Source organism: Candidatus Hepatoplasma crinochetorum Av, from assembly GCF_000582535.1.
Lineage (GTDB): Bacteria > Bacillota_I > Bacilli_A > Mycoplasmatales > Hepatoplasmataceae > Hepatoplasma > Hepatoplasma crinochetorum.
On record NZ_CP006932.1, the window covers coordinates 120,815 to 133,771 of the forward strand.

16 protein-coding genes are annotated in these 12,957 nt (G+C 24.5%); 15 read left to right on the forward strand and 1 reads right to left on the reverse strand.

The genetic code is table 4. The features are described 5' to 3' along the window. Positions 1-39 precede the first annotated feature (39 nt). Genes X271_RS03085 through upp form a run of 8 tightly spaced genes read left to right on the forward strand, consistent with a single transcriptional unit; the run spans position 40 to position 6,356 of the window. Positions 40-663, forward strand: a complete 624-nt coding sequence (locus X271_RS03085) for a thymidine kinase (protein WP_025208530.1) — start codon at positions 40-42, stop codon at positions 661-663. Beyond that, a complete protein-coding gene (gene thyA, locus X271_RS00600) occupies positions 663-1,529 on the forward strand; it encodes a thymidylate synthase (RefSeq protein ID WP_025208531.1) in 867 nt (288 codons plus the stop codon). Before X271_RS03085 ends, thyA begins: the two co-directional genes overlap by 1 nt. Before the next feature lies 1 nt (position 1,530). Next, positions 1,531-2,028 (forward strand): dihydrofolate reductase, encoded by a 498-nt coding sequence (locus tag X271_RS00605; protein ID WP_025208532.1) that lies wholly within the window; start codon positions 1,531-1,533, stop codon positions 2,026-2,028. A 19-nt stretch (positions 2,029-2,047) separates the two neighbouring features. Further along, positions 2,048-3,115 (forward strand): peptide chain release factor 1, encoded by a 1,068-nt coding sequence (prfA, locus tag X271_RS00610; RefSeq protein ID WP_025208533.1) that lies wholly within the window; start codon positions 2,048-2,050, stop codon positions 3,113-3,115. A 1-nt stretch (position 3,116) separates the two neighbouring features. Continuing rightward, positions 3,117-3,956, forward strand: a complete 840-nt coding sequence (locus X271_RS00615) for a HemK/PrmC family methyltransferase (RefSeq protein WP_025208534.1) — start codon at positions 3,117-3,119, stop codon at positions 3,954-3,956. A gap of 2 nt (positions 3,957-3,958) precedes the next feature. Continuing rightward, positions 3,959-4,510, forward strand: a complete 552-nt coding sequence (locus X271_RS00620; protein WP_025208535.1) for an L-threonylcarbamoyladenylate synthase — start codon at positions 3,959-3,961, stop codon at positions 4,508-4,510. A gap of 48 nt (positions 4,511-4,558) precedes the next feature. After that, positions 4,559-5,713 carry a serine hydroxymethyltransferase gene (gene glyA, locus X271_RS00625; RefSeq protein ID WP_025208536.1) on the forward strand — a complete coding sequence of 385 codons (1,155 nt, stop codon included), beginning with the start codon at positions 4,559-4,561 and terminating at the stop codon, positions 5,711-5,713. 16 nt (positions 5,714-5,729) lie between these two features. Next, entirely contained in the window at positions 5,730-6,356 is a 627-nt protein-coding gene (gene upp / locus X271_RS00630) for a uracil phosphoribosyltransferase (protein WP_320408548.1), read from the forward strand. Positions 6,357-6,494: 138 nt separating this feature from the next. Here the strand turns inward: upp and X271_RS03245 are convergent, their stop codons facing one another. Next, on the reverse strand, positions 6,495-6,692 hold the full coding sequence (locus X271_RS03245) for a hypothetical protein (protein ID WP_128824164.1): 198 nt from the start codon (positions 6,690-6,692) through the stop codon (positions 6,495-6,497). A 131-nt stretch (positions 6,693-6,823) separates the two neighbouring features. On the opposite strand from X271_RS03245, the gene X271_RS00640 reads away from it, so the two are divergent. From X271_RS00640 to atpD, 7 genes are read left to right on the forward strand one after another with little or no spacing between them, the layout of a single operon-like run. Next, positions 6,824-7,642, forward strand: a complete 819-nt coding sequence (locus tag X271_RS00640; RefSeq protein WP_025208539.1) for a F0F1 ATP synthase subunit A — start codon at positions 6,824-6,826, stop codon at positions 7,640-7,642. A gap of 41 nt (positions 7,643-7,683) precedes the next feature. Further along, on the forward strand, positions 7,684-8,118 hold the full coding sequence (atpE, locus tag X271_RS03370; RefSeq protein WP_025208540.1) for an ATP synthase F0 subunit C: 435 nt from the start codon (positions 7,684-7,686) through the stop codon (positions 8,116-8,118). A gap of 19 nt (positions 8,119-8,137) precedes the next feature. Then, positions 8,138-8,632, forward strand: coding sequence for a F0F1 ATP synthase subunit B (gene atpF, locus X271_RS00650; protein WP_025208541.1), 495 nt, complete (start codon positions 8,138-8,140; stop codon positions 8,630-8,632). Then, the gene (gene atpH, locus X271_RS00655; RefSeq protein WP_025208542.1) at positions 8,622-9,182 is read left to right on the forward strand and encodes an ATP synthase F1 subunit delta; all 561 of its coding nucleotides are present in this window, start codon (positions 8,622-8,624) and stop codon (positions 9,180-9,182) included. Before atpF ends, atpH begins: the two co-directional genes overlap by 11 nt. Continuing rightward, on the forward strand, positions 9,169-10,686 hold the full coding sequence (gene atpA / locus X271_RS00660; protein ID WP_038462221.1) for a F0F1 ATP synthase subunit alpha: 1,518 nt from the start codon (positions 9,169-9,171) through the stop codon (positions 10,684-10,686). The genes atpH and atpA overlap by 14 nt, the downstream gene beginning before the upstream one ends. Before the next feature lie 27 nt (positions 10,687-10,713). Beyond that, positions 10,714-11,562, forward strand: coding sequence for an ATP synthase F1 subunit gamma (atpG, locus tag X271_RS00665; protein ID WP_025208543.1), 849 nt, complete (start codon positions 10,714-10,716; stop codon positions 11,560-11,562). Positions 11,563-11,582: 20 nt separating this feature from the next. Beyond that, positions 11,583-12,956, forward strand: a complete 1,374-nt coding sequence (gene atpD / locus X271_RS00670) for a F0F1 ATP synthase subunit beta (RefSeq protein ID WP_025208544.1) — start codon at positions 11,583-11,585, stop codon at positions 12,954-12,956. The last annotated feature ends 1 nt before the right edge of the window (position 12,957 follow it).

Sequence of the window (12,957 nt, forward strand, 5' to 3'; positions counted from 1 at the left end):
AATCTATTTATTAAAGTTAAAGGAAATATTTGTAAAAAATTGAAAGCAAATTCAAATTTATATCTTTATTATGGTCCGATGTTTTCGGGAAAGTCAAAAAAATTAATTGAAGTTTATAATTCACTTAAGGAAAAAAAGATTATTTTCAAACCAAAAATTGATACTAGGGGGAAAAATTTTGTAATTTCCCGGGATGGAGGTAAGGTTGAGGCAATTCCTTTAAAAAATATTAAAGAGGTTTATAAATATTTAGAAAATATAGATATAGAAGATATTTTTTTTGATGAAATGTTTATGTTAGAGGGGGATATAAATATTGTTATAGATGATTTATTATTAAAAAATTATCGTCTTCATATTGCCTCTTTAGAAAAAAATTATTTGGGAAATGATTTTTTAGAAATCAAAAAATTAATAAAAAAATCACCAGAGTATAATAGACATCATTTATTTGCTCGTTGTCATATTTGTAATATGCCTTCTGCTTGAACAGTAAGATTAATTAATAATCATCTTGATAATGATAAATCTCCTGAGATTATAGTAGATGATCAGGAAGATCAAATAATTTATGAGAGTAGATGTGATGAACATAGATTCACAGAAAAAATATTAAATCAAGAAGTAAAAATATATGAGGATTCGGAAATATTTTATAAATAATGAAACAATATTTAGATTTATTACAAAAAGTATTAAAAGAAGGAAATAAAAAAGAAGATCGTACAGGAGTAGGTACGATATCTTATTTTGCAACACAAACAAGATATAATTTAGAAAATAATTTACCAATAATTACAACAAAGGAAGTTAATTTTAAAGCAATTTTGCATGAGTTATTATGATTTATTAAGGGAGATACAAATATTAGATATCTTGTTTTAAATGATGTCTCAATTTGAAATGATTGACCATATCAAAATTTTAAAAATAGTAAAGATTATAAAAATGAAACAATGAGTGATTTTGTAAATTTAATTAAAAAGGATCTTAATTTTGCAAAAAAATATGGAAATTTAGGACCAGTTTATGGAAAACAATGAAGAGATTTTGATGGCAAAGATCAATTAAAGGAAGCTTTAAAATTATTAAAAGAGAATCCAAATTCACGAAGAATAATTATTTCAGCATGAAATCCTAATGATGTAGATAAAATGCTTCTTCCTCCTTGTCATGCTTTTTTTCAATTTTATGTTATCGATGGTAAATTAAGTTGTCAATTATATCAAAGATCAGCAGATCTCTTTCTTGGAGTTCCTTTTAATATTACATCATATTCGATTCTTACAATTTTAATTGCTCATCATTTAGGATTAAAAGCAAAAGAATTTATCCATACTTTGGGTGATTTTCATATTTATAAAAATCATATTGAGCAAGTTAAATTGCAGATTGAAAGAAATCCATATCCTTTACCAAAATTAAAAATAAAAAATAAATATCAAAATCTTGAAGATTATAATTTTTCAGATTTTGAATTAATAAATTATAAACATCATTCAAAAATTGTAGGAAAGGTAGCTGTTTAAAATGTTAAAAATAATTGCCGCACACGATAGTGCTTTTTTAATTGGAAATAAAAATAAATTGCCTTGAAAAGTTGAAGAAGATATTGAACATTTTCGCAATGAAATTAAAGGAAAAATAATTGTATTGGGACGAATTACTTATGAAAGTCTTTTACAAATAAAAGATAAGTTAGATGTTTCAAAAATAATTGTATTAACAAGTAATTTAAATTATGATCCAAAAGATGACAAAGTGGTTGTATTTCATAAAGTTTTCGATATCTTAAGATACTCACAAGATAATGAGATTTATATTTGTGGTGGAAGTAAAATATATGAGGAATTTTTACCTTATGTTGATCAAATGATAATTACAGAAATTAAAGGAAGATACGAAGGAGATAGTTATTTTCCTCTTTATAACAAAAATGATTTTAAATTAATAAAAGAAAAAAAATTATCAGACCAAGCAACTGTAAAGTATCTTAATCATTTAAAGAAAGAAAGCAAACAATACTAAATTAAAAAAATAAAAAAATATGGAAAAACAACTCATTGAAAATTTAGAAGAGATTAAGAAAAAATATCAAGATCTTGATCAAAAAATTATTAAAGAAACAAAAAATAATAATTTTGAAATTATTAAAGAATATGCAAAAGAACAGAAAAAATATCAATTTACATATCAACTTTATATTAAATATCTTGATTTAAAAGAAGAAATAAAAGATTCTGAATCAATTTTGGAATTAGAAGATGATAAAAAATTAATTAATGAACTTAAAAAATTAATTTCAAATAATAAAAAAGAAATTAATATATTAGAAGAAAAATTATTAGATTCTTTAATTGAAAAAGATCCCATTGATAAATACAATGCTTTTATTGAAATTAAAGGAGCTGCTGGTGGTTTAGAAGCTAATATTTTTGCAAATGATCTTTTAGATATGTATTTAAAATATGCACAAAAAATAGGCTTTAAAGCAAAAATAATAGATTTACAAGAATCAGAAAAAAAAGGTATTTCTTATGTTAATTTTAAAATTATGGGAGAAGGAGCATATGGAAGATTTAAATATGAATCTGGTGTCCATAGAGTACAAAGAATTCCTGAAACAGAAAGTAATGGAAGAATTCATACTTCAACAGCAACAGTATCTGTTACTCCTGAATTAGATGATTTAGATTTAAAGATAAATAAAAGTGATTTAAGAATTGATACTTATAGATCTTCTGGTGCTGGGGGACAACATGTAAATAAAACAGATTCTGCTGTAAGAATTTTACATATTCCTACAGGAATTATTTCTTCTTCACAAAGCGGAAGAAGTCAACATGATAATAAAGAAAGAGCAATGCAGTCACTTAGAAGTAAAATTTATCAACAAAAATTAGATGCAGAACAACAGAATTTAAATAAAACAAAAAAAGAAGCAGTTGGAACAGGTGATCGTGCAGAAAAAATTCGAACATATAATTATCAACAGAATCGTGTTACCGATCATCGTATAAATTTAACTTTAAAAAAATTAGATATTATTATGAGTGGTGATTTAGAAGAGTTTTTAAATTTATTACATTCTAGTTTTAAAGATAAAAATAATTAAAATGATATTTTTTAAAAAAAGATACACATTAAATGATTTAATTTTCAAAAAGGATTTAAATTATCGTAATAATTTATATCTCTTTCTTGCTAATTATTTTGAAAAAGATATTTTTTATTTTTTTCAAAATAAAGAGAAAAAATTTTTTACGATAAAAGAAAAAATTATTATTAATTATAAAGTGAAAAAAATTATTAGTAATAAAGATTTAAATTCAATTTGTCAAAAAAAAAGATTTTACAATTTAGATTTAAAACTTAATAAAAGTGTTTTTATTCCCCAATATGATACAGAAGGACTTGTTGAAATTATTCTTTCAAATGAAAAACAAAAAAAAGGAATTGAGATTGGAATTGGGACAGGGGCAATAATTCTTTCAATTTTAAAAAATAGTGAAAATACAGTAGATGGAATAGATATTAATAAAAAAGCAATTAAATTAACTAATATAAATGCAAAAAGAAATAATATAGATCTTAAAAAGGAAACTATTTTAAAGAAAAATGTATTTAAAATTAAAAACAATTTAAAATATGATTTTCTTGTTGCAAATCCTCCTTATATTTCTTATGATGATCAAAAAATAACAAAAATAGTAAAAAAAATCCAACCAAAAAAAGCTTTATATGCAAAAGAAAAAGGTTTTTATTTTTATAAATATCTTATTAAAAATAATGAGAAATTTTTAAAAGAAAATGGAAGAATGTATTTTGAAATAGGATTAGATCAAGATAAATATTTGGAAAATTATTTAGCAGATTTTAAAAAATTAAATTTTTATTTTGTAAAAGATTTGAATAATATTAATAGATATCTTGTAATTAAAAAAATCAAGGATTAAAAATGAAATTATTAAAAATTAATAAATTATTAAATGATCTAAATAATAATAAAATAATAGCAATGCCTACAGAAACTGTATATGGTTTTTTTAGTCTAATTTCTCTTGAAAATTTAAAAAATATTAATAAATTAAAAGGAAGAGAATTAGAAAAACCTTTACAAGTTTTTTTCTTAGATTTTTCTCAAATTGAAAAATATACAAAATTATCGCAATTCCAAAAGCAAATCTTAATTCAAGAATTACCAGGAAATAAATCTTTTTTAGTTCCTAGTTCTTCCTTTTTTAAAAAATTAACAAATCAAAATACAATTCTTATAAGATTACCAATTTGAGAGCAAAAAATTTTAAAAAATACAAAAAAAGTTTTTGAAAAGATAAATGTTCCTTTATTTGCTACTTCAGCAAATCTTACAAATAATAAAGAATTTGATAATGGGAAATTAATTCAAAATGAATTTAAAATTAATGGTTTTAATAAAAAAATAAAGGCAAAAAAATCATCAATAATTATTTCTTTATTAGAGGATAAAGTTGAGATTATTAGAAATTAATTTAATTTTAAACTAAAAAATTTAAAATTTAGAAGAAGGTAAAAAAATATGAAAGATAAAGAAATCGAAAATTTAATTTTATTAGAAAAAAAAAGACAAGAAAATGAAATAGAATTAATCGCATCAGAAAACTTTGTTTCCAATGATGTATTAAAAGCTACAGGATCTATTCTTACTAATAAATATGCAGAAGGTTATCCTAATAATAGATATTATGAAGGGTGTGAAAATGTTGATAAAATTGAAACATTAGCAATTGAAAGATTAAAGAAATTATTTAATGCAAAATATGCAAACGTTCAACCTCATTCTGGAACACAAGCAAATCTTGCTGCTTATAATGCTTTAATAAAACCAGGAAGTAAAATTTTAGGATTATCACTTAGTTCTGGAGGACATTTAAGCCACGGTTTTAAAATTACAATGAGTGGAATTTTTTACGATTCATATACCTATGAAGTTGATAAGAAAACTAATCTTTTAGATTATGAAAAAATTTTAGAAATTGCAAAAGAAGTAAAACCTGATTTAATAATTTGTGGATATTCAGCTTATCCTCGAATTATTGATTTTAAAAAATTTCGTAATATTGCAGATCAAGTCGGGGCTTATCTATTAGCAGATATTGCTCATATTGCTGGTCTTATTGCTGCTAAATTACATCCTAATCCTCTAGATTTTGGTGTAGATATTGTAACATCAACAACTCATAAAACTTTAAGAGGACCAAGAGGAGGAATTATTCTTACAAATAAAGAAGAAATTTTCAAAAAAATTAATAGTTCTGTCTTTCCAGGTAGTCAAGGTGGACCTTTGATGCATGTAATCGCAGCAAAAGCAGTGGCTTTTAGAGAAGCATTAGATAAATCTTTTATTAGTTATCAAAAACAAGTAATAAAAAATGCAAAAGCACTTGCAAATAGATTGATTGAACATAATGTTAAGATTACAACAAATGGAACTGATAATCATTTAATGCTTATCGATGTAAAGAAAAGCTTTAATATTACAGGACAAGAAGCAGAAAAAATTTTAAAAAAACATCATATTACTATAAATAAAAATGCTATCCCTTTTGATCCTCTTAGTCCAAAAATTGCTTCTGGAATTAGATTAGGAACACCAGCAATGACAACTAGAGGTTGGAAAGAAAAAGATTTTATTGCACTTGCTGATAAAATCTATAATCTTTTAAAATCTTAAAAAGGATTGTAAAATTATGAAAATTAAAATTATTAATCATTCTCTAATTCAACATAAATTAACATTACTTAGAGATAAAAAAACAAATTCAAAGGATTTTCGTGAGTATTTAGATGAAATTTCAAGATTACTTGCCTTTGAGGTTTTACGTAATATTAAATTAAAAGAAATTGAAATAGAAACACCAATAAAAAAAACAACAGGAAAAATTTTGAATGAAAAAATTAATTTATTTCCGATTCTTCGAGCAGGACAAGGAATGGTAGAAGGTTTTTTGGGAGTTGTCCCAAATGCTAAAATTGGTCATATTGGTCTTTATCGTGATGAAAAAACTTTAGAACCAAAAAAATATTTATTTAAATTTCCTAGTGATGCAAAAAAAGAAAGTTTAAATATTATTTTGGATCCAATGATAGCAACAGGAGGAAGTGCAATTGAAGCATTAAAAATTCTTAAAAAAGAAAAAATTAAAAATATTAAATTTGTTTCAATTGTAACTGTAGAAGAAGCAGTTTTAAAAATAAATAAAAAATTTCCGGAAGTTGAATTAATTACTTGTTCAGTTGATCAAAAGCTTAATCAAAAAGGTTATATAATCCCAGGTCTTGGCGATGCTGGTGATCGAATCTATGGTACTAAGTAAATTAATTAATTTAAATTTAAATTTTAAAATTTTAATAAATTTTACAATTCTTGCTTTATTAAGTATCATAATTTCTTTTATTTGTTTTTTTTGATATCCATTTGTTCTATATAGCTTTTTATATTCAATTTTGCTTGTTTATTTTCTTTTTTTAATTACTTTTATAATTAATAAATTTTTATTTAAGAAAATTTCTATTAGCAAATCACTTATTTTATTTGTTGTAAGAATTACCTTTTTTTTATTATTTTTCTTTATTGCAATATATTTAATTAATTTTGCAATTTTGAATGTAAAAGGAGTAGAATTATTAATGAAACCAATAAATATTTTCATATATTTATTGGTATATTCTCTTTATTATCTTGCGGTATTTTTAATTCCAATTTATGATTATGTAATCTTTTTTTTCTTAAAAAGAAAAAATAATAAAAATATTATAAAAGATCAAAAAAGTTTAGTTCAAAATGAATCAATATAGTACTTATTTTAGTGAAACACAAGATAATTCTAGTCCTCTAGCTTTAGTTTTAAATCTAGGTGCTTTTATTTTTACTTTAATAATAACTCTTATTATTACAATTTTGATTGTTTGATATATTAATCGTAAACTTAAACAATTTGATCCTGAAAAACCAGCTACAGGTATTGTTTTATTTGCACAAAATTATGTAAATGCTTTTAATAATTTATTTGATTCAATTACAGGAGGAAAATTAAGAAAAGCATATTCATATTTTTTTACATTGTTTAATTTTATATTAGTTGCTAATCTTTTATCACTAATTAATTTACTTCCTGCTGCTACAAGTCTTGCTTTTACTTTTACATTAGGAATAATTACTTTTATTGGAATTTATGTTGTTGGAGTTTGTACAAGTGGATTAATTCATTTTATTAAGCATAAATATGCAAATCCAATTGAAATCTTAGGGCAATTTAGTCCTCTTCTTTCAATTTCAATTCGTTTATTTGGAGCTACACTTGCTGGTTATGTAATTGATGAAATTATTGTAATTATGGTAGGGGGAGTTACAGATAATAATGAACAAGCAATGTTATTTGCTGAGCTTGGAATTTCACCGGGAATATGAGTATGAGAAATACTTGATTCAGGATTAACAATTATTCAAGCATTTGTATTTGCTATTCTTACATGTTTATATTGAAGTTTAGAACATGGTCCTTCATGAGATAAAAAAGAAAGAAAAGAACATTTTAAAGCAGAAAAAGAGCTTAAAAGACAATTAAAATCTGAAAAAAAGAAAACGAAAAGTAGTAGTTAAAATTATTTTTCGTTAAATTTTAAAATACTAAGGAGAAATTTATGAATAAAAATTTAAATACAAATATTAAATCAAAAAACTTTTACAAAAATTTAAATACTTTTGTAAAATGATCGACTCTTATTATTGCAATAATTACATTAATTTTAGTTATTCTAGCATCATTAATTCATTATGGTGTAATTTTTGAAGATACAACAAATGTATTACAATCAACACAACAAGATATGATGGTAGGAGAATCTACAATTACAGATAAAGGTTTTGCTTATCTTGGTGCTGGAGTTGCTGCTGTTGGATTTTTGGGAGCAGGAGTTGGACAAGGATATGCTGCTGGTAGAGCTGCTGAGGCTGTAGGGAGAAATCCAGAAGCAGAAGGAAAAATTAGAAATATGATGATTATTGGATCTGCAATTGCTGAATCAAGTGCTTTATATTCTCTTGTTATTGCTATTTTATTAATTTTTGTAGCATAAAGAAAAAGGATTTTTGAGAATGGATTTTTGTTGAACACTTTTAATTGAAGCACTTGCAACAATTATTAGTTTAGGAATTTTATTTGTTGTAATTTCATATTTTTTATATTTTCCAATTAAAGATAGTATTAAAAAAAGAGAAAAATTCTTAGATGATCGTTACAAAGATGCAAATAAAATTAACTCTGATGCTTTAAAAACACAAGCAGCAATTGGTGAAAGATTGAAAGCTTCAAAAGATGAAGCAAAAGAGATTATTGATTTATCAAAAAAAGAAGCAAATGAATTAAAAGCACAAATAATTGAACAAGCAAATGTAAAAGCAAAAACTACAGTTGAACAAGCACGCGAGCAAATTAAAAATGAAGAAATTGAAATGTATGAAAAATTAAAAGATGAAATTTCTTCAATTTCAATTTTAGTTGCAAAAAAAATTCTTGAAAAAGAAATAGATCCTAAAGTGGATCAAAAAATGATTGATGATTTAATCAAAACAATTCAAAATGAAAAATAATCAAAACATTTTACCTTTTGTAGAAGCTTTTTATCAATTAGCAAAAGAACAAAAAAATCTTAATAAAACAATTTTATTAATAAAGGAAACATTACAAGCAGTTTTGAATACTAATTTTATTGATTTTCTTGCTGATTATAATCTTGATTTAGAAAATAAAAAAAAAACATTAGATAAAATTTATAAAAAAGAGCAATTATTTATCAATTGAATTCTTGTTTTAATTGAAAATAAAATTGTTCGCAAATTTGATTTTATTCTTAAAAAATTTATTCAAATTTATAATAATGAAAATAAAATTGTCGAAGGAAATATTTATTTTGCTCATAAAAAAAATTTAAAAGATCTTAATAAAATTACTAATGTAATTAGTAAAAAATGAACAAAAAAGGTTTATTTAGATGCAAAAATTGATGGAGAACTTATCGGTGGTGTTAAATTAATTATTGGTGATAATGTTTGAGATAATTCAATTTTAAAAAAATTAAATGATTTAACAGAAGAATTAATAAATAAGAAAGGTCTGATCACATTAGATGGCGAATATTAATATTACAAGCATAATTAAAAATCAGATTAAAAATTATAATCTTGATACAAAAAAAAGTTCAGAAGGGAAAGTTGTTGCTATTTCTGATGGAATTGCAACTGTTTCTGGACTTTATGATACGCAATTAGGTGAATTGCTTAAATTTCCAAAAGATACATATGGAATGGCCCTTAATTTAGAAGAGGATTTAATAGGAGTTATTCTTTTGGGGGAATATTCTCATATAAATGAGGGTAATAAAGTTTTACGAACAAAAAAAATTGTTCAAGTTCCGGTTGGTGATAAACTTTTAGGAAGAATTGTTGATTCTTTAGGTCAAGCTGTTGATGGTAAGAATGTAATTAAAAGTGATAAAACAAGAGAAATTGAACGTGTGGCATTAGGAATAATGACAAGACAATCTGTAAATCAACCACTTGAAACAGGAATTTTAGCAATTGATGCGATGATTCCAATTGGAAAAGGACAACGTGAACTTATTATTGGTGATCGGAAAACAGGAAAAACAGCAATTGCGATTGATGCGATTATTAATCAAAAAGGTAAAAATGTAAAATGTGTTTATGTTTCAATTGGACAAAAAAATTCTTCACTTGCGATTATTACACAAAAATTAATAGATGCAGATGCTTTAAAATATACAACTATTGTTTCTGCTAATTCTTCTGAATCTGATGCAATGCAATATATTTCTCCTTATACAGGAATTGCAATTGCAGAAGAATGAATGGAAAAAGGACAAGATGTTCTAATTATTTTTGATGATTTAAGTAAACATGCTGTTGCTTATCGTTCACTTTCGTTATTACTTAGAAGACCACCTGGACGTGAAGCTTATCCTGGAGATGTTTTTTATATTCATTCTCGCTTATTAGAAAGAGCAGCAAAACTTAATAAAAATTATGGGAATGGTTCAATTACAGCACTTCCAATAATAGAAACACAAGCGGGGGATATTTCTGCTTATATTCCTACTAATGTAATTTCAATTACTGATGGTCAGATTTTTTTGATGACTGATGCTTTTAATTCCGGACAAAGACCCGCTGTTGATTCAGGGCTTTCTGTTTCTCGTGTTGGTTCAGCTGCCCAAACAAAACTTATAAAAAAAGTTTCTTCTTCTTTAAAATTACAGTTAGCAAATTATGGAGAAATTAAATCTTTTTCTGAATTTTCATCTGATCTTGATCAAGAAACAAAAACAATTCTTGAAAATGGGAGCAAAATTATGGCTTTTTTAAAGCAAAAACAATATTCTCCTTATACACAATCATATCAAGCAATTATTCTTTATTTAATTGATCAAAAAATGATCGATCTTTTAAATATTAATTTAATTCCACAATTTAAAGAATTTTTAGCAAAAGAAGTAAAAAATAAAGAAGAATTCAAAAAAATTGCAAAAGATATGAATCAAAAATTAGAATTTACAAATGAAATTGAAAAAAAATTAAATTCTTTACTTACAAAAACAATTAATAAATTTAATCAAGAATATAGTTAATATTTATTTTAAATTTAGGAAAATAAAATGGCACAATTAAAGAAATTAAAAGAACAGCAAACTTCAATTAAATCAATTAATAAAATTACAAAAGCGATGAAACTTGTTTCAACTGCAAAAGCACAAAAAGCCCTTAAAAGATTAAAAGGTTATAAAAATTATTATTTACAAATTGGAAATGTTGTTGATGATATTGCAAAAGATGTTTTACAAAAAAAAACTTTTAAAGGAACAACTTTTATTTTTTTTACTTCTGATCTTGGCCTTGTTGGTGGATATAACTCAAATATTATTAAATTAGTAAAAAAGGAATTTAATCCAAAAACAGATAAATTAATTGTAATTGGTAAAAAAGGTAATTCTTTTATAAAAGAATTAATTGCTAAAAATTTTCCGAAAGAAAAAATTGTATCTATTCAATCTGTTGAATTTGTAGAAGCAAAAAATTTATCAAGTAATGTTAGATCCTTGTTAAGTGATTATTTAGAAAAAAATTTAAAAATTGTTTGTGTTTATACAAAATATATTTCACAAATTTCATTTGAACCTTCAATTAAAACTTTACTTCCAATTGAAATAAATAAAAATAATACAAATAATAATAAAGATAAAATTTCTTCGGTTACCGAATATGAACCAGAAAAAGAAATTTTATTAAAAGAAATTTTATCAATTTATTTAGAATCATTACTTTTTGGTTATTATCTTGAATCTATTACTTCTGAACATACATCAAGAAGAGTCGCAATGGAAAATGCAACAAAAAATGGTGATGATATGTTAAAAAAATTAAGTATTGCTTTCAATCGGGAACGACAAGCCAAAATTACACAAGAAATTTCTGAAGTAATAGGTGGAGCAGAAGCATTAAAATAATAAAGGAGAATTATTAATATATGAAAAATATTGGAAAAATTTCACAAATATTAGGACCTGTAGTTGATGTTAAATTTACAAATACAAAAGTTCCTGATATTTTAAATGCCCTTGAAATTATCGTAAATAAGAACAAAAAAATTGTATTAGAAGTTGCATCTATTTTGGGGGATGATGTTGTAAGATGTATTTCAATGTCACCAACAGAAGGATTAAGAAGAGGACTTGATGTAATTGATACAGGATCACCGATTAGAGTTCCTGTAGGAAATGAAACATTAGGAAGAATTTTTAATGTACTTGGTGAGCCTGTAGATGAAAAACCAATTAGTAAAAATGTTTTAAGAATGCCGATTCATCGACAAGCACCAAATTATTCTGAACAAGCAACAACAACAGAACTTTTTGAAACAGGAATTAAAGTAATAGATTTATTACTTCCTTTTGCAAAAGGTTCAAAAGTAGGTTTACTTGGTGGAGCAGGAGTAGGAAAAACTGTCTTAATTCAAGAATTAATTAATAATGTAGCACAAGAACATGGAGGAATATCTGTTTTTACTGGTGTTGGTGAAAGAACAAGAGAAGGTAATGATCTTTATTTTGAAATGAAAGAATCAGGAGTTCTTTCAAAAACAGCATTAGCTTTTGGACAGATGAATGAACCTCCTGGTGCTAGAATGCGTGTTGCTCTTACAGGACTTACAATGGCCGAATATTTTAGAGATGAAAAAAAACAAGATGTTTTACTTTTTATTGATAATATTTTTCGATTTTCACAAGCAGGAGCAGAAGTTTCTGCCTTGCTTGGAAGAATGCCTTCTGCTGTTGGTTATCAACCAACTCTTTCAATTGATATGGGAAAATTGCAAGAAAGAATTACTTCTACTAAAAAAGGTTCAATTACTTCTGTACAAGCAATTTTTGTTCCTGCTGATGATCTTACTGATCCAGCTCCCGCTACTACTTTTAGTCACCTTGATGCTTCAATTGTTTTATCAAGACAAATTGCATCTTTAGGTTTATATCCAGCACTAGATCCTTTAGAATCAAATTCTAGTTTACTTGATCCTGATATTGTTGGTCAAGAACATTATGATGTTGCAAGTAGGGTTTTAGAAATTTTACAGCGATATAAAGAATTACAAGATATTATTGCAATTTTAGGAATGGATGAATTATCAGATGAAGATAAACAAATTGTAACTAGAGCAAGAAAAATCAGAAATTTCCTTACTCAACCATTTCATGTAGCAGAACAATTTTCTGGTAAAAAAGGTGTTTTTGTAAAAATTAATGATACTATTCAAGGATTTAAAGAAATTATTGAAGGAAAACATGATCAAAAAAGTGAATCAATTTTTCTTTATAAGGGAAAAATTAGTGAGGTTAAATAAT